Genomic DNA, 16,611 nt, shown 5'->3' with positions numbered 1-16,611 from the left:
CGTAATTCGTAATTCGTAATTCGTAATTACTTGTTCATAAGGGTTTGAGACATTTTAAATGGTTGGTTTATTTGCGCCGTGCTGTACTAGTAGGTAGCACAGCTGTGCTACCCTACGATTTGACTTAGGATTCAGAATTGGAGACTTGAGAAAGTTTACCTGTGAATACCCGTTCAGCTGGGCCTGTCATGTAAATTCGTTGGTCGATTTCTGACCATTCAATTTGTAATAGCCCCCCTGGTAATTCTACAGTGGCAGTGCGATCGCATTTTCCAGTTAGCACACCAGCCACCAAAGAAGCACAAGCACCAGTACCACAAGCTAAGGTAATCCCTGCACCCCGTTCCCAGACGCGCATTTTCAGATAATCGCGGCGCACTACTTGAATAAATTCAGTATTTGTGCGTTGGGGAAAAACTGGGTGATGCTCAAATTTCGGGCCTATGGTTTCTAGCTCAATTGCGGCGACATCTTCCACAAAGGTAATGCAGTGAGGATTTCCCATACTTACACAGGTGACTTCCCAAGTTTGCCCTGCCACTTCTAAGGGCTGATTAATGACTTTTTCTTGGGCAGGTGTAAGGGTAGTAGGAATTTCAGCAGCAAGTAACCTGGGTGAACCCATATCCACCTTCACTTGATCGTTAGGTAGAATTTGGGGTGTAATCACACCAGCCAGGGTATGAATGCGATATGAGTCTTGATTGCGGGATTCACCCTCCAAGTCTGCCAAAAAGCCAGCTAAACAGCGAATACCATTACCACACATTTCTGGTTCCGAACCATCGGAGTTGAAAATCCGCATGGTGTAATCAGTGCCGTTTTCGCCAGGTAGAGCAAAAATTACACCATCAGCGCCAATACCAAAATGGCGATCGCACAACTTAATAGCTTCCTCTGGAGTCACTACAGGCAAAGAAGACGAGCGATTGTCAATCAGAATAAAGTCGTTGCCTAGACCATGATACTTAGTAAATTCGATTGCCATTTGCAAAATCAATAAATTATATTTGTGTTTTGTCATTGGTCACTTGTCTTTTGTCATTTGTGAATAACCAATGCCCAATGCCCAATGACCAATGACCAATGACCAATGACTAATGACTAATGACTAATGACTATGATTACTGAATTTGACACCTCTTTGCCTAGTATTAGACAAGTTCAAAGCCTGATTAAACAAACAACCCCAGCAGAGTTCAAGTTGCTGACTGGCGATGTAATCACAGGAAGGGTTTTATGGCAAGACCCACATTGTGTATGCATTGTAGATGAAAATAGCGAGCAAACTACTATTTGGAAACAAGCGATCGCTTATATTAAACCAAAAACAAGTTAGGAATAGAGAGAATATATAGCGATTTTCATTTGAATAAGGTACATGGTAGGGGCGCACAGCTGTGCGCCCCTACGTTTGCAGAGCATCCCGCAGCGATGGGACGTTTTTTTTATTGGAAGTATCTTAGCTATGAGTAATGAATCGATATAGGACTTAGGCAAAAACCTCTCAAACTCTTATTCCTCCCTGTCCTCTGCCTCCTCTGCGGTAAGCCCTCCAGGTGACGCTCCTAACGTCGCTAACGCTGCGCTAACAGCAGTCGCTCATGGGGGAAACCCCCAAGACGACGCTGCTTCACCGCTGTGCGTCTAGGATTTTCCGTTACCTGTACGTCAGTCCTGCGATATTATGACCATCGCCCTATGTGCTGTGATTAGTGGATCTGATGGTTCGGTGGCAATAGAGACATACGGTTGCGCGAAGTACTAGTGGTTAAAAACATTTTTAGAGCTACCAAATGGTATTCCCTCCTATGCTTTTGCACGGCTTTTTGCACAAAATTCGGATTAGTATATTATAAGTGATTTGCCGGACATCATATGACTAAGGTTTTCTGTGAGTCTTGTTCAGAAATCAGAAATAATTACTATATTATGATTATGTGCTATATTTTGCATGTTTGTATTTAGATAGTCAGCAAGTAATTGCAATAAAGAAAGGGAGGCTAGCACCAACCCAGTCAGGTTTGATCAAATAATTCAGCATTTTTCTATTTTTTATGCTACTTTCCTCTATAGCAATACGAATTGAGACGTGAGAAGATACGCAGTTAAAAAGTACGTATTTATAAGGCTTTCACCCATTTTTATCTCACAACTGATTTAGGATTGCTATCTAAAAACCCATTAAAAATATTTCCTGAATCATTATTTCAGTAAATATATTTGGACAAAATGATACTACAAATAAGTCAATAATACAAAAGTTAGAAAGGATACAATACAGTTTTTTTGTACCCAATATCTCGTTCATTTTTGGAAAGAAAAATACTAAATTGAAATTAGGAGTAACACCATGAAACTAGTTGGTATGTATCGCCGAGCCTATCCAAGAGTGTCAGAAACTTTTATTGGAGAGCAAGCTCATAATTTACAAAGATACAAGCCTTTATTTGTTAGTTGTCGCCTCTTAAAAGAAATTCCTTTTGATCATGTTGCTGTTAGTGATAATGACTTCTTGAATATCAAGCAGTTATTTTATGCACTAACTGCTTCAACAAATATGTTTGAAAATAACAATGAGTTAAAAAATTTAAAATTAATTCATGCTCATTTTGGCCCGGATGGTATTTATGGAATGCGATTAGCAGAAAAATTAAATATTCCTTTCATAGTTACATTTTACGGGTATGATATCACACTGACACGTAAAAATATGTGGCTGTCTGGTAATCCAGCATTTTATCAATTTCTTTTGTATGAGCAAGAAATGAAGGAAAAAGCATCCAAATTCATTGCTTTTTCTAGTTTTTTGTATAAAAAAATGATTGAATATGGCTATCCAAAAGATAAAATTATTCAACACAATAGTGGTATAGATTTACAAAAGTTTGCCCCCAAGACGGAATCGGCAGATGAAAGATATATTATGTGTGTGGGCAGACATGTTGAAAAAAAAGGCATTGATACTCTCATAAAAGGCTTTGCACGTATTGCAAACAAGCATCCAAATGTATCACTTGTCCAGTTGGGAACTGGTCCATTGACTGAAAAATTTAAAACTCTAGCAAGTGAGCTTGGTGTTAGTGACAGAGTAAATTTTCTGGGGGCACAACCTTATGAAGTAGTTCAAAAAATGGTGCGAGGTGCAGAAATATTTTCTCTACCCAGTCAAACAGCAAAGGACGGCAATAGTGAAGGTTTACCGCTTGCAATCTTGGAAGCTGCTGCTTGTGGTTTGCCAATAGTTTCTACCTGGCATAGTGCTATTCCCGATGCTGTTTTAGATGGAGAAACTGGCTTTTTAGTTGCAGAAAAAGACGATAAAGGTGTGGCAGAGAAATTAGATATTCTCTTGTCTGACCGTGGTTTGGCTCAAAGTATGGGTACTAAAGGACGAGAGTTTATTTGCGAAAATTTTGATATTCGCAAACAAACTGCCAAGCTAGAAAGTATTTATGATTTGGTAACCAATTCATGAGAGTCGTGGAAGACGTATGGATTGCGCCACCACTGAAATAAAGGTCTAGTTACTGATCGCGTCTCAGCAGATGTTCGATTTAGCTAAAAGCATTGATAGTGAGTAGTACTATTTGGACGATCGCTCAAGACCCCATTATTTCCAAGATCATTATAGGGGCGATCGCACTTTAATTTCTGGCTAATGATTCGGGAGGTCTGGCATTTCAGGTGTGCGATCGCTCATTAAAACTTAAATTAGGAATGCTGGCAGGATTAACAATTTCACATCCTAGCAATTAATTGCTTCCTGCTTCTTGGGCTGAAATTATCGATTTTTATCAAATATTTTAAATATTTATCTGTAAACCCATGTCTGTCAGCACGATCGCAGTTTTGGGTTAGTGGGCTTTTATGGTTGTATTGAACTAGTAAACATCATCATGAGTACCAACGTCCAGCAAAAGAACAACTTGTTCTTCACTCTCATCATCAGTTTGCAGTGAGAATACTATGCGGCAATCATATCCACAAGAACAGGAGAGTAAACCTGATAGCTTGCCATCTAGCTTATGAGTACCCAAGTTAGCAGCAAATATATCATTCTCCATAGCGGTAATAGTTTCTTCTATTCTGATTTGCAAGTCAGGATTACGACGAACAAATTTTCGGAAAGCTCTTTTAAACTTGCTACTGACAACTAATTTAGACATCAGCACCACTTGGGTTGTTGAGATATTCCCTTAATTCTTGAATTGTTTCGGCAGCAGTTTGGACTTTGAGCCTACCTGCTTGAAATTCAGCGATGGAAGCTGCTGCATCTGAGACAATTTCATCACGCCGACTTTCAATAATTCGCTTTTTGAGAATTTTTACCAGGATTTCTTGCTGCTCTAAAGGAAGAGTCATTGCCGCATCTAAAACTTTATCTAGGTTACTCAATTGCTTTATCCTCTAACTCAGAAGTGTTGATAACACAACTCTTAATATATCTCAAAGGATTATTACCTACTAATTAATAAAGATGGTGTGCGATCGCTCTTGGATAAACTACAGTCAAATGCGATGGCGTAACCGCCCAGCGTAGCTGATCGCTTGACAATCAAGATAGTTGCTACAAGAGAAGCGATCGCACTACAAGATCATCGTTTACCCACTTAATGATGCCCTGGATACCACGTCCAAGAAGTATTACTGTGAGAATATTCACAAACCCCACGGCAATGTTGGCGATTCCCAGAAGGCGAACTGGCATTAGCACCTGAACTAAAAGCCGCTCGAGCAAAAGACAAAGGATGTGCTGGATTCTCAACCATCCCCCAGCCCTTATACAAATTGATATAAGTCTCCATACTTCTTTGGTTGAACTCTGTTGGAAGAAGAGGTAATGTAACTGCAGGATATTCCCATCCAACTTCTCCTCGGAATCCTTGGTTTTCATCTGATTGGGCGCATTGGTTACATAACCTGTGCATTTGCCCCCATTGTAGATAGTTAACTGTACCTGCAAGAGAGCATACACCATCGAATCTGACAGAGTGCCTACAATCTTGCTCAGGTTCATCATCAGACTCGGCATTCGATTGGCCTGGTGTCGCACAAGAGCGCATATTTGTATAGACATCGATCCAACCAGCATTACCGTGATACAAGTCAGTCAAGTCCCATGCATAAAGGGCATAAATTGGATCATGCAAAGCTCTGCATTGTCTAATTTTTTCAGCAATGGGTAGGCTAGAAAAGTATTCCTCGACTTCTCCAAGAGCTTGACGAACAGCTCTGGTAACATCTGGTCCACAGATGTAGCCTTGCTCCTCAGAGGATTCGCCAGAGGGTATTGCTTCCTGTGGTTCTGGAGCCTGGTCTGGTTGAAGGGCTTGCCGTGTACTATCATCAAGTACTTCCCGCAACTGGATATTTTCAACACGTCTTGTCTCAGGGCACCTTAAGAGTGTGAAACCGATCGTAATGTGTCCTGTTGCAACACTCGTTGTATCGTGAATTTCATATAAAGCTTGTCTGGTCAACTCCCTGACTCGCTGGCCTTCATCACTTCTGAATATTAGATGGTGACCAATCAGACGCTCCACAGAACCGTAGAAGGTATTGAAATCTGGATTATAGAGTACATTCACGGTTTGTTCTGCATCTGCCACAACTGACTCAGCACAATTCCTTTGAAGATTAACACTCGTTGGAGCTTGGGTTATCTCTGTTACTAGATCGTTTTTGGTATCCAACCTCATCTCAGATGAAGATACCTTGGGAAAACTATGCTTTTTGTGAGCAAAATGATTTTGCTGCACTACATGAGTCAACTCATGTGCCGTTAACTCATTATTTCCCGGTGCTTCCCTTTCCCCTGATAGCATCTGCCATTGCACAGTCGGTGCCGGCATTGACATGACTCGATTTGCCATCATGTTGGCTTGCTGCTCATACTGATCGCCTGGTTCTCCAACCGTCAGCTTTGCCTGGGGACGACGAAGAGATATGCGACTAATGTCGTGAGTAATCGGCTTTTCTTTGATGGCTTGTTCATCTAACGATCGCTCATCAGCAGACTGTACTTCTTGTAGTTCTGTTGATACCTCAGTTGCCGTTTGAACTACGTTATTTGTGGGTAAACCAAAGCCTCGTGTTGGATTCGCCAGGGTCGGAGTTGTTGGTGAAACAAGCGATGCATTGGAAAAAGTTGAGGCGGTTGCTTTCTTGCGTCCAAGGGTGCGATCGCTCATCTTTCCCTCCCTCCATTAGCTGGTATGTAGCATATTTTTCAGATGGATTTTATAGTTTATTGGGCTGCGATCGCCATAGACTTAAGTCGTAAATTACAAGTATTTCCAGCGATCGCACTGTAACTTTTTCCGAGTGCAATAGAAAGTCTCAATTACACTCTGTCACATTATCTGCAGGCAGAAACTCTTTGAGCGCTTCTACCTCAGTAGCTTTCACCACGGGCAAAGAAAGGGGTACTGAACTTGGGAGGCCAAATAAGTGTTCTAGTTGACTCAGACCTGTCAAGTTACCGCACAACAATACTTGGTCACCAACTCGCAAATCCATGCTGCCATCAGGATAGCGGATAAATTTGCCATCGCGCCGGATTGCCTGCACTTGTACGCCGTATTGTTTGCTAATACCCAAATCTGCTAGAGTTTTAGCCAGCATTGGAGAGTCAGTATTCACTGTCAACCACTGACAAGCACTATTTTCTCCGGGAATAGCTGCTTGTCCCTTGGCGAATTCTGCTAAAGCTGCCACTTCCTCATCTGCTCCTACTACCAGCAAGCGATCGCCATCTTCTAAACGAGTTTGATTACTGGGATAATCGATTTCATCGCCGTTAGCGCGGCGGATTGCCATCAAAGTTGCTCCTGTTAAGTAGCGCATATCGGCTTCTTCTAAACTCATGCCAATTAAAGGCGAACCAGATGGCAGAGGATACCAGCGCTGATTTAAGTCCTGAGTTGCTTGGCGCAAATCGTAGGCAACTTGAGTAGCAGAACGTTCTGGTCGCAACTCTAAATAATGATCGTTGCGGATTTGCTGCATTTCCCGTTGGACTACAGCTTGGGAAAAGCCTAAGCCAGTTAATAAATAAGTTACCATTTCTAAACTGGCTTCAAACTCTGGTTGCACCACTTCTCTGGCTCCCAGTTGATACAGCACTTCAATATCTCTGTTGTGGGTAGCGCGGACAACTAAATCTAATTCTGGATACAATTCCAAAGCACGTTTCAAGCAAAGACGAGTACTCATGGGGTCAGGAAGTGCGATTGCCATTCCTTTGGCATGATTGACTCCGGCAGTTTCCAGAACGTGTAAACTCACACAATTGCCATAAACATAAGACACCCCAGCATCACGCAACTGCTGAATTCTACTTTCTGATTGGTCAATTACTACCACAGGTAGGTCATGTTGCTGCAACAACTTCACTAAATTTTTGCCCACTCGCCCATAGCCACAAACCACCACATGATTTGTTGAAGGTAAATCTTCTGACATATCCCGTGGCTGGTCTTCTGCTAAATACGGTTTCAACCAGGGCATTGATTCAGCGAAGGTAAATAAAAATGGCACCAACCGCAGAACAAATGGAGTTAACACAAGAGTGACAGCTGTGGTTCCCAAAATCAGTAAATATATCCGTCGGGACACCAGCCCCAAGGATTGCCCTTCACTGGCGAGAACAAAGGAAAATTCCCCAATTTGCGCCAGTCCCAAACCAGCGATTATGGCTGTTTTTAAAGGATAGCGAAACAGTTTCACTAGGGGGGTGATAATGAGAAACTTACCAACAAAAACTATTGCCACCAACCCTAAAATCAATTCCAGGTTATTCCACAAAAACACCGGGTCAATTAACATCCCAATGGCAGCGAAAAACAAACTGGCAAAGATATCTCGCAACGGTTCGACGTAAGTCAGGGTTTGGTCGGCGTATTCCACCTCAGAAATCATTAACCCAGCAACAAACGCCCCCATTTCAATGGACAGCCCCAAATACTCTGTCAGCAAGGCAATGCCCAAACATAAAGCTACAACGCCTAATAAAAATAGCTCTTTGCTTTCAGTACGGGCTAAGAGTCGCAACAAAGGCGGTATCAGCCAAATCCCTGCTGCGATTGCGCCGGCAGCAAATAAAGCAATGTACGCCAGCGCTGTGAGTACAGCGATGCCAATGGTTTCTGGGGGTTGGTTGAGGGCTGGTAAGACTGCCAACATTAATCCCAGCGCCAAATCTTGGACTACCAAAATACCCAACATCACTTGTCCGTGGGGCGTTTCTGTTTCATTGCGTTCCATCAACGACTTGAGGACAACCGCCGTGGAAGACAAGGAGAGAATACAGCCCAAAAACATACCCTTAGCAGGTAACGTTCCCCAGGCACCAGTTAACCCGCATACCGTAACCGTGACCAAAATCGTCAAAGCAATCTGGAGTCCACCTCCACCCAGAGCGATCGCTTTTACTTTCTTGAGTTCCGCAAAGGAAAATTCTACACCCAAAGCGAATAATAAAAACGCCACCCCGAACTGTGCCAGAGTCTCTACTTGAATAACTTCTTTAATCAGTCCCAGTCCAGCCGGACCGACGATCATCCCGCCAATGAGATACCCTAGCAGCACCGGTTGTCGCAAAAGTGCCGCTAACAGTCCGCCACAGGCTGCAACCGCCAAAACTGAAACTAAATCAACAATTAACCTAAAATCTTCTTGCACCAGTTTTAAAAGAATTATTTAACCTATTAAACACAGGATACAAAGTTTTATATATCTCAGGATAGTTTATTTTGGGCATGGGGCATGGGGCATGGGGCATGGGGATGAGGGGGATGAGGGAGCAGGGGGAGCAGGGGGAGCAGGGGAGGCAGGGGGAGAAAGAATAACCAATGCCCAATGCCCAATGCCCAATGCCCAACACCCTTTAAACTTTAGGGGAACTGAGGGCATTCAGTAGCAACAGCGACCACGGCATTTTAATATCGGGTATGAGTTTTGAGTAATTTCTCAGTACAGGCAATGCAGCTGGTAGCACAAAACGTAGAGAGCGTAACGACGCAGGCCGATCGCCATTTTCATCTACAATTCCATATTGGCTAGCGAGTTCGGCAACAATTTGCAAGCGTCCTGTACGACGCATGATATTTGGATCGACAGCCAGTTTAGCGATCGCTCGACCAGTAAATAACGGAGTTTCCCAGTTATAACGGCTACTGAAAAATGAGTTTCTCTGGTCAGTAGCATTTGTTTGGCTGACTTCAGAGGCCATTTGGGAAATTTGCTCAGTCCCAACAATACCCGGCCAAATGGAAACAGAAGCGACATTATAGGGTTTGAGTTCAACAGCCATATCAGCGGCGAGGCGATCGCAGGCTGCTTTCCCAACACCATATGCTGTATTAAATAGATAGGACATGCTGCCCCAGGAGGAAATAGTGCAAATTAGTCCAGATTTACGCTTAGTCATCATCCGGGCAGCAAAAATACTGGCTACATAGTGACTACGAAGACCAACATTGTTACTAGCATCCCAAATACTTGGCTCACCATCCCAAAAAGGACGCCCATAAGCGTCTCTTATTGCTTTGACTCCTGAGTAAGCATTATTTACCAGCAAATCGAGTTGTCCATTTTGTTCATCTTGGATGTGTTCAAAGAGCAAACGCACCTGCTCGTCATTGCTGTGATCTACTTGGACGGGAATGCATATACCACCGACTTGCTCAACGGCTAATTGCGTTTCAGTTAGAGTCCCAGAAATATCATCATTGGCATAGGAACTGTTTAAACTGCGACCAGTAATGTAGACAGTTGCACCTGCTTCACCCAGGCCAATAGCAATTCCGCGACCGATTCCCCGCGTTGCGCCTGTGACTAATGTGACTTTACCTTCGAGGTGTTTCATAATTGCTGATTAAATGCGTGTCGCAATGATCGCCCATATTCTAAAGCTTCCAAAAATGCTGGTTCATCAGAGATTGAGCCAATAACCTTTTCCAGCCAATTACTAGAGATAGCCGCATCAATGACTCGGCGTTTGAGATCCGCAACTGTTTGTTCAAGAGTCAGTAAACGTTGTTCGAGATTCGCTTCATTTAACATCATTTTATATTTTTACAACTACTATAAGTTGGTTACAAAGTTTGTGGCGATCGCTATTGACCAATTATCAAAACAAACAAACCGATGTCTCTGACAGAATACGCCTACGCCTTTTGAACTCGACAATTGGTATTCAAAGCCGCAAGCTTTAAGTTCAGAGGTGCAACTTCGAGGGTTAAAGGTGCAACTTCGAGGGTTAAAGGCGCAACTTCGAGGATAAAAGGTGCAACTTCGAGGGTTAAAGGTCAAGCCATCGCCTTTTTAACTCGACAGTTCGAGCAAAAAGGTGCAACTTCCGAGTTCTGAACTCGACACTTCGAGTAAAAAGGTACAACTTCCAAGTTCCGAATTCCAATGATGAGGCTTTTAACTACAAGTTATCGAATCACTAACCAGTCCTAGAATTACCCCACCCTAACCCTCCCCTTGTAAAGGGGAGGGAACTGCATTTATTTCCCCCCAATGCATCGGGGGGATTAAGGGGGGTAAAACCTATGTAGAACAAACATTTGAGCTTAAGTTGACACCAATGCACAGCGGTGCTAACCTACGAGGATCTATTTTTTTCTGTACCTCACCCATGCAAAAACCGCTATGTCTACTGAATTCTGACTCCTGAATTCTGCCAAGATAAATCCATCAAATTCGCCAGCTTATAAACAACCCGCGCCCCAACATTGCCATCCCACTCACCATCACCGACTTCGGAAATATCAAAGCCAATAATTTTTCTGCCACTATTTACCAATTCCCGAAACAGACAAAATGTTTGCTCTAATTCCAACCCACCTGGAACAGGAGTACCTGTATTCGGACAAAGTTTTGGATCTAAACCATCCACATCAAAGCTAATGTAAACATACTCAGGTAAATGATTGATAATTTCTCGACATAAATAAATCCAAGTTGTGCCAGAGTAAAGCTTTTGTTGAATGGCAGAATCGTAATAAGCAACAATGCGTCTATCAGATTCGTCAATCAATTGCACTTCATCATGAGAAATATCACGCAAACCAACTTGCACTAACTTGGAAATTTGCGGGATTTTCATGGCATTAAACATAATAGACGCATGGGAAAATTCAAATCCCTCATAGGCATCGCGTAAATCTGCGTGTGCGTCAATGTGCAAAATCCCATAGTCTGGGTATTTAGCCGCTAATGCTTGGAAATAACCTAACGGCGAACTGTGATCTCCTCCAATGACTGCGACTCGTTTACCATTCTTAATTGCTTTCTGAGAATTCTCAAACAGCCATTGATTAACTTGTTGACAAGCCTGATTAATTTCTGTCAGCACAGGCGTTAAATCTGGTGTATCTGAGAGTTCTTTACCTTCGGCTAATCTTGCGATAATTTTCGCCGCTAAGGTGCGATAATATTTGTTCTTTTCTAAAATATCCTGGGGGATTTCCACCATGAAAATTCCCTGCTTCCAGCCATCGGGGCGATCGAAATCGAACAAATCTAATTGAGTCGAAGCATCCAGAATCCGCTGTGGCCCGTTAGCTGTACCTGCGCCATAAGAAACAGTCACTTCCCACGGTACACCAAAGACAATCAAGTTTGCAGACTCGTAATCGAATGGTAAACCGAAAAGGTTGCCATTTATTTCACCTACGCCGCTGGGATTGTAGTCTTGTAGTTGATTACTCATCGATTATTTACTGTATTTAGGTAGACAGCACGCCGCCTAGTAGACATCTGCATTCTAATGAAAAATTTTCATCGCCGCTAAACTACATACATTATAAATACGTTCTTTCTAACTCAGATTTGCTAGCAAATATCACCATAAGCATATACGTATGTATATTTTTATTTCAACTTAAATAATTATTATGTTTTCTGGCGATCGCTATTTAGTACAAGCGCTTTCAATACGTTTTGACTACGTTGTTGATGACGCAAAAATCGCCCAATCTGAGCCAACTGCTACCCTTCTTCTAATACAAAGCCTGTGCATAGCAAGCTTTCAGACTAGGGAAGAACGGCGAGTCAACAGACATCAAAACTTCTCCTCAGGGAGACGCTACGCGAACGGCGGCGATCGTAAATGTATTAAAGACGGCTTCCGAAATAGACAATTTCAGAGTTGTATATAAATCATGCCTAAGTTAATTCCAAAAAACTACGCAATCTGTTAAATTTAAGTACTTTTTATTTTTTTGTCAAAACTAACACTTAAATTTAATTTCGTGAGCTTAGTTTAACTCTAACGATCAACAAATTTATTCACGTAACCATCTAGAAAATTCATGGTGAATATCCCAACTCCATGAATTCCAAAATCCAGTAGCATTTGGTATATTAAAATACTTCCTATGATAACTCTAACAAAGACATTAATTGAAACACAACGGCAAGAAAATATTAACTATGACTCAAAGCGAGCTGATTTTTTGCAAGAAGTAATCGAAGGGTTAGAGGATGGTCTTTTAATTTTAAATCAGGCTGGAAAAGTACTTCATGCTAACGCATCTGCTAATCAAATTTGTTGTCAATTGAATCCCGAAAATTGTCACGATAATTTTGCACCGTCAGCTATCTGGAATCTTTGTGAATCATTGCTAAGCAACCAGTCTTGGCTTGCTGATAAATTGATTATTGTTTCAGATGAAATTGTCCTTGACAAATCAAATATTTTTAGGATTCGAGTCAGACTACTTGATTTAGACGGATTTGATCTACCTTGTTTATTGGTAACCATACAAAATAAATACGAGTGTCTCAAACATGTCGCCCTCACCGAAGTTAAAAAATTTGAACTGACGCGACGAGAAGCAGAAATTTGGTTCCTCTACAGAAACAACTACACCTACAAAGAAATTGCTAGTAAGCTTTACATAACTATCAATACCGTGAAAAAGCATATGAAAAACATTCACGCTAAGCGACAAGCATCTGTCATGCTTGACGATCGCGATCAAAATCAAAATTAAGAATTCAGGAATCAGAACAAGAAAGTGGAGGCGCAGGGGAAAAACTGCTGCAACTTCTCCCCATCTCCCACACTCCCCACTCCCCACTCCCCACTCCCTTGACAGTATAAAAAAAATAAGTATGTGGATTTGATTATAATTACTGAAAACATCCATCTTTTAGCCATTGCGGCCTGAATCATAATTTGAGTGAATTAGCAACATCCAAAGATAAAATTCAGTGAACAGTTATCAGGCGTATGGTGGGGTATTGAAATCAGTTACCAGTTCTTGGTGTTCAACGATCGCTGATAACTGGTAACTATGTAGTAGGGGCTTAAACCCAGCAACGAAACTCACAACCGATAACTGATAACTGTTAAAGGGGTTGCGTTGATTGTCGGTCAAGTTGAGAATAAATAGGCGAAGCACACGGGGAAACTAACGTGAGTCAAGAATTTGATTACGATTTAGTAATTATCGGCGCTGGTGTGGGCGGACATGGCGCAGCCCTACACGCCGTGAGTTGCGGTTTAAAAACAGCGATTATTGAAGCTGCTGATATGGGAGGAACCTGTGTTAATCGCGGCTGTATTCCTTCTAAAGCACTGTTAGCAGCATCTGGACGTGTGCGGGAGTTACGAAATGCCCACCACCTCAAGTCACTGGGAATTCAAGTTGGTAGCGTGGAATTCGATCGCCAAGCGATCGCCAATCATGCTACCAATCTTGTCTCGAAGATTCAAGGCGACTTAACAAACAGTCTCAAACGTCTGGGAGTCGATATCATCAAAGGCTGGGGAAAAATCGCCGGCACACAAAAAGTCTCCATCGCTGGAGACGGCGGCGAAAAAACCATCACAGCCAAAGACATTATCCTTTCCCCTGGTTCAATTCCTTTTGTCCCTCCAGGAATTGAAGTAGATGGCAAAACTGTCTTCACCAGCGATCAAGGTGTGAAGTTGGAATCACTACCAGAGTGGGTAGCAATTATTGGCAGTGGTTACATCGGCTTGGAATTTTCTGATATTTACTCAGCTTTGGGCTGTGAAATCACCTTGATTGAAGCCCTAGATCAGTTAATGCCAGGATTTGACCGGGACATTGCCAAACTGGCTGAACGGGTGCTGATTACTCCCCGCGATATTGAAACCAAAGTGGGGATATACGCCAAAAAAGTCATCCCCGGTTCACCAGTGGTCATTGAATTAGCAGATTTCAAAACCAAAGAAGATGTAGAGGTCATCGAAGTAGATGCTTGCTTGGTGGCTACAGGACGCATCCCAGCGACGCAAAATCTTGGTTTAGAGTCTGTAGGCGTAGAACTCGATCGCCGGAACTTTATCCCAGTTGACGATCGCATGGCAGTATTGTCAGCAGGCGAAGTAGTGCCGCATCTCTGGGCAATTGGTGACGGTAATGGCAAAATGATGTTAGCACATGCCGCTTCTGCTCAAGGCATCATCGCGGTGGAAAACATAGTTGGCAGGGAGAAGATAGTAGACTATCGCAGCATCCCCGCAGCGGCGTTTACCCACCCAGAGGTTAGCTATGTGGGCTTAACAGAAACAGCAGCTAAGGAATTGGGACAAACCGAAGGCTTTGAAATCGCCACCAGTAGGAGTTATTACAAAGGAAATTCCAAAGCGTTAGCAGAAAATGAAGCCGACGGTATTGCCAAGGTGATCTATCGCAAAGACACAGGAGAAGTCTTGGGCGTCCATATTTTTGGACTCCACGCCTCAGACTTAATTCACGAAGCGTCAGCCGCGATCGCTAACCGTCAATCTGTCCAAAATCTCGCCCATCTAGTCCACGCCCACCCAACACTTTCAGAAGTCCTAGACGAAGCTTATAAACGAGCGATCGCTATTTAGGGATTGGGGATTGGGTATTGGGTACTGGGGATTGGGAAGAATTCTTCCCCAGTCCCCAGTCCCCAGTCCCCAGTCCCCAGTCCCCAGTCCCCATTCCCACTCCCCACTCCCCACTCCCCAATCCCCAATTTATGCAAATCCGTCGCCGTTCACCTAATCCAGCTATTGCTGTATCCATGTTGCGTTATCAGGCTGCCGTGCCTAATTCAGAACCAAACAATATTTTGGAGGAAATTGTCTGGCATAAAGAAGTAGAAGTTGACCAAATGCGGGAAAGGTTACCTTTACGAGAATTGCAACATCAGGTACTTTCCGCACCGCCAACCCGTGATTTTGTTGCGGCTTTGCGCCAAGGGAAAACAAAGCCAGCAGTGATTGCGGAAGTGAAAAAAGCTTCTCCCAGCAAAGGGGTTTTAAGAGCAGATTTTGATCCAGTAGCGATCGCCCAATCCTATGATCAAGGTGGTGCCAGCTGTCTTTCTGTTTTGACAGATGCCAAATTTTTTCAGGGCAGCTTTGACAATTTAGCCAAGATTCGCGCTGCGGTAGATTTGCCCCTACTGTGCAAAGATTTTATCATCTATCCGTACCAGATGTACTTGGCACGAATTCAAGGTGCTGATGCCATTTTGTTGATTGCGGCTATCCTCAACGATAAAGATTTGCAATACTTCCTGAAAATTGCCAACAACCTGAAAATGACTGCCTTGATTGAAGTCCACAGTTTGGCAGAACTTGACCGTGTGTTAGCCTTAGATGGGGTCTCCTTAGTTGGAATCAACAATCGCAATTTGGAAGATTTTTCTGTTGACCTCGAAACTACTTGCCAACTTTTGGCTGCAAGAGGTAGCCAAATGCAACAGAAAAACATCCTCGTTGTCAGCGAGTCGGGACTACACAAACCAGATGACTTGAGTTTGGTAGTTCAAGCAGGTGCATCCGCTGTACTCATTGGAGAATCTTTAGTTAAACAACCAGATCCCGGCGCTGCGATCGCTCCTCTGTTGCCCAGGAATTTCTAAAAAAACACTCACCCTGCTGTTTGCAGGGTCACTGCACATAAAAGTTAGACAATTGGGCATACTATACGTGGATATACAGCATTTTGCTGCCTAATATCAGCAATATCTTTGCCAAATCTTCATCGTTAGGGAAATCAAAGCCCTAAACAATTAGTTATTTCTTATGTAACAATTCATTAACAAGAGACAAACTCTGACTCATAAAAAATCCCAAATTTGAAATTAAATTCTAACTTCATGGAGCAAATTCCCCTACCTTCACCTATCCACTACGAACTTATACTTCAACTTTTAGAAAGACAAACAATGTCAGCAGTAAACGATAATCCCGATTTACGGCATCAGGTGAATCAGCTAATTATTACTCTCCGGAAAGCTGCTGTGCAACAAAAACGACTAGAAGAAATTTGTCAGTTTTCTTCTCTGGGTGTCGATCACCGTTGGTCAATCAACCATCATAACGGTAGCAAAGTCGTTGCCCCTGATTGAAACTGATACCATTTTGGATTTTGAATTTTGGATTTTGGATTGAGAATTGATTTCTTTTAAAGGGTTCTGTGAATCCATCTATCGCAATCATTTTTCCAAGTGGTATTAAATGTTTCAATCTGGAATTTTCCATCCTTGTTACGTTAGCTTAACACTTAAGTTTGTCTGCTCTGTAAAAATATCTAGACATGCTATGGCAATCGTATTTTATTTGTAAAAATTGTCAAATTGAGA

At 42.6% G+C, this 16,611-nt stretch carries 16 protein-coding genes and 1 pseudogene; 8 read left to right on the top strand and 9 right to left on the bottom strand.

Features of this window, described 5'->3' with window-relative positions:
- Positions 1 to 124: 124 nt before the first annotated feature.
- On the bottom strand, positions 125 to 988 hold the full coding sequence (gene dapF, locus IQ276_RS19775) for a diaminopimelate epimerase (RefSeq protein WP_193913604.1): 864 nt from the start codon (positions 986 to 988) through the stop codon (positions 125 to 127).
- Positions 989 to 1,120: 132 nt separating this feature from the next.
- On the opposite strand from dapF, the gene IQ276_RS19770 reads away from it, so the two are divergent.
- The 3 genes and pseudogenes from IQ276_RS19770 to IQ276_RS19765 all read left to right on the top strand — a co-directional run bounded on the left by IQ276_RS19770 (position 1,121) and on the right by IQ276_RS19765 (position 3,478).
- A complete protein-coding gene (locus IQ276_RS19770; protein WP_193913577.1) occupies positions 1,121 to 1,339 on the top strand; it encodes an Hfq-related RNA-binding protein in 219 nt (72 codons plus the stop codon).
- A 342-nt stretch (positions 1,340 to 1,681) separates the two neighbouring features.
- Positions 1,682 to 1,837 (top strand): annotated as a pseudogene (locus IQ276_RS40615) (transposase family protein); the annotation flags it as partial.
- Between the two features lie 516 nt (positions 1,838 to 2,353).
- Positions 2,354 to 3,478: a glycosyltransferase gene (locus tag IQ276_RS19765; RefSeq protein ID WP_193913575.1), complete on the top strand. Its 1,125-nt coding sequence runs from the start codon at positions 2,354 to 2,356 to the stop codon at positions 3,476 to 3,478.
- 406 nt (positions 3,479 to 3,884) lie between these two features.
- Here IQ276_RS19765 and IQ276_RS19760 read toward each other — a convergent pair whose 3' ends face one another.
- The 7 genes from IQ276_RS19760 to speB form a co-directional block, all read right to left on the bottom strand.
- Entirely contained in the window at positions 3,885 to 4,169 is a 285-nt protein-coding gene (locus tag IQ276_RS19760; protein ID WP_193913573.1) for a type II toxin-antitoxin system RelE/ParE family toxin, read from the bottom strand.
- Complete coding sequence (locus IQ276_RS19755) at positions 4,162 to 4,398, bottom strand: hypothetical protein (protein ID WP_193913571.1); 237 nt, start codon at positions 4,396 to 4,398, stop codon at positions 4,162 to 4,164. The genes IQ276_RS19760 and IQ276_RS19755 overlap by 8 nt, the downstream gene beginning before the upstream one ends.
- A 215-nt stretch (positions 4,399 to 4,613) precedes the next feature.
- Positions 4,614 to 6,194: an eCIS core domain-containing protein gene (locus IQ276_RS19750; RefSeq protein WP_193913570.1), complete on the bottom strand. Its 1,581-nt coding sequence runs from the start codon at positions 6,192 to 6,194 to the stop codon at positions 4,614 to 4,616.
- A 148-nt stretch (positions 6,195 to 6,342) separates the two neighbouring features.
- Positions 6,343 to 8,685 carry a monovalent cation:proton antiporter family protein gene (locus IQ276_RS19745; protein WP_193913569.1) on the bottom strand — a complete coding sequence of 781 codons (2,343 nt, stop codon included), beginning with the start codon at positions 8,683 to 8,685 and terminating at the stop codon, positions 6,343 to 6,345.
- A gap of 205 nt (positions 8,686 to 8,890) precedes the next feature.
- Positions 8,891 to 9,871: an SDR family NAD(P)-dependent oxidoreductase gene (locus IQ276_RS19740; RefSeq protein ID WP_193913187.1), complete on the bottom strand. Its 981-nt coding sequence runs from the start codon at positions 9,869 to 9,871 to the stop codon at positions 8,891 to 8,893.
- Complete coding sequence (locus IQ276_RS19735) at positions 9,868 to 10,071, bottom strand: transferase hexapeptide repeat containing protein (protein WP_228042778.1); 204 nt, start codon at positions 10,069 to 10,071, stop codon at positions 9,868 to 9,870. Before IQ276_RS19735 ends, IQ276_RS19740 begins: the two co-directional genes overlap by 4 nt.
- Before the next feature lie 595 nt (positions 10,072 to 10,666).
- Positions 10,667 to 11,725 (bottom strand): agmatinase SpeB, encoded by a 1,059-nt coding sequence (speB, locus tag IQ276_RS19730; RefSeq protein ID WP_193925235.1) that lies wholly within the window; start codon positions 11,723 to 11,725, stop codon positions 10,667 to 10,669.
- A 184-nt stretch (positions 11,726 to 11,909) separates the two neighbouring features.
- On the opposite strand from speB, the gene IQ276_RS19725 reads away from it, so the two are divergent.
- Together IQ276_RS19725 and IQ276_RS19720 are read left to right on the top strand one after the other, a co-directional pair.
- Positions 11,910 to 12,173 (top strand): hypothetical protein, encoded by a 264-nt coding sequence (locus IQ276_RS19725; RefSeq protein ID WP_235115813.1) that lies wholly within the window; start codon positions 11,910 to 11,912, stop codon positions 12,171 to 12,173.
- A gap of 219 nt (positions 12,174 to 12,392) precedes the next feature.
- Positions 12,393 to 13,010, top strand: a complete 618-nt coding sequence (locus tag IQ276_RS19720) for a helix-turn-helix transcriptional regulator (RefSeq protein ID WP_235115812.1) — start codon at positions 12,393 to 12,395, stop codon at positions 13,008 to 13,010.
- 231 nt (positions 13,011 to 13,241) lie between these two features.
- Here the strand turns inward: IQ276_RS19720 and IQ276_RS19715 are convergent, their stop codons facing one another.
- Positions 13,242 to 13,421: a hypothetical protein gene (locus IQ276_RS19715; RefSeq protein ID WP_190877045.1), complete on the bottom strand. Its 180-nt coding sequence runs from the start codon at positions 13,419 to 13,421 to the stop codon at positions 13,242 to 13,244.
- A gap of 14 nt (positions 13,422 to 13,435) precedes the next feature.
- Here IQ276_RS19715 and lpdA point away from each other — a divergent pair, with 14 nt between their 5' ends.
- The 3 genes from lpdA to IQ276_RS19700 all read left to right on the top strand — a co-directional run bounded on the left by lpdA (position 13,436) and on the right by IQ276_RS19700 (position 16,377).
- The gene (gene lpdA, locus IQ276_RS19710; protein ID WP_235115811.1) at positions 13,436 to 14,866 is read left to right on the top strand and encodes a dihydrolipoyl dehydrogenase; all 1,431 of its coding nucleotides are present in this window, start codon (positions 13,436 to 13,438) and stop codon (positions 14,864 to 14,866) included.
- 131 nt (positions 14,867 to 14,997) lie between these two features.
- Entirely contained in the window at positions 14,998 to 15,888 is an 891-nt protein-coding gene (trpC, locus tag IQ276_RS19705) for an indole-3-glycerol phosphate synthase TrpC (protein ID WP_193925033.1), read from the top strand.
- Positions 15,889 to 16,125: 237 nt separating this feature from the next.
- Positions 16,126 to 16,377, top strand: coding sequence for a DUF5340 domain-containing protein (locus tag IQ276_RS19700; RefSeq protein ID WP_190877037.1), 252 nt, complete (start codon positions 16,126 to 16,128; stop codon positions 16,375 to 16,377).
- Positions 16,378 to 16,611 lie beyond the last annotated feature (234 nt).

Source organism: Desmonostoc muscorum LEGE 12446, from assembly GCF_015207005.2.
In the GTDB taxonomy this organism is placed as follows: domain Bacteria; phylum Cyanobacteriota; class Cyanobacteriia; order Cyanobacteriales; family Nostocaceae; genus Nostoc; species Nostoc muscorum.
The sequence above is the reverse complement of the archived record's forward strand: the minus strand, read 5'-3'. Positions and strand labels throughout refer to the sequence as shown.

Bases quoted from the DNA above. Each gene is read 5' to 3' on its own strand.
- trpC (WP_193925033.1), top strand. From the start codon at position 14,998: ATGCAAATCCGTCGCCGTTCACCTAATCCAGCTATTGCTGTATCCATG.
- IQ276_RS19720 (WP_235115812.1), top strand. From the start codon at position 12,393: ATGATAACTCTAACAAAGACATTAATTGAAACACAACGGCAAGAAAAT.
- IQ276_RS19700 (WP_190877037.1), top strand. From the start codon at position 16,126: ATGGAGCAAATTCCCCTACCTTCACCTATCCACTACGAACTTATACTT.
- IQ276_RS19735 (WP_228042778.1), bottom strand. From the start codon at position 10,071: ATGATGTTAAATGAAGCGAATCTCGAACAACGTTTACTGACTCTTGAA.
- IQ276_RS19770 (WP_193913577.1), top strand. From the start codon at position 1,121: ATGATTACTGAATTTGACACCTCTTTGCCTAGTATTAGACAAGTTCAA.
- IQ276_RS19750 (WP_193913570.1), bottom strand. From the start codon at position 6,194: ATGAGCGATCGCACCCTTGGACGCAAGAAAGCAACCGCCTCAACTTTT.
- IQ276_RS19765 (WP_193913575.1), top strand. From the start codon at position 2,354: ATGAAACTAGTTGGTATGTATCGCCGAGCCTATCCAAGAGTGTCAGAA.
- speB (WP_193925235.1), bottom strand. From the start codon at position 11,725: ATGAGTAATCAACTACAAGACTACAATCCCAGCGGCGTAGGTGAAATA.
- dapF (WP_193913604.1), bottom strand. From the start codon at position 988: ATGGCAATCGAATTTACTAAGTATCATGGTCTAGGCAACGACTTTATT.
- IQ276_RS19740 (WP_193913187.1), bottom strand. From the start codon at position 9,871: ATGAAACACCTCGAAGGTAAAGTCACATTAGTCACAGGCGCAACGCGG.
- IQ276_RS19760 (WP_193913573.1), bottom strand. From the start codon at position 4,169: ATGTCTAAATTAGTTGTCAGTAGCAAGTTTAAAAGAGCTTTCCGAAAA.
- IQ276_RS19725 (WP_235115813.1), top strand. From the start codon at position 11,910: ATGTTTTCTGGCGATCGCTATTTAGTACAAGCGCTTTCAATACGTTTT.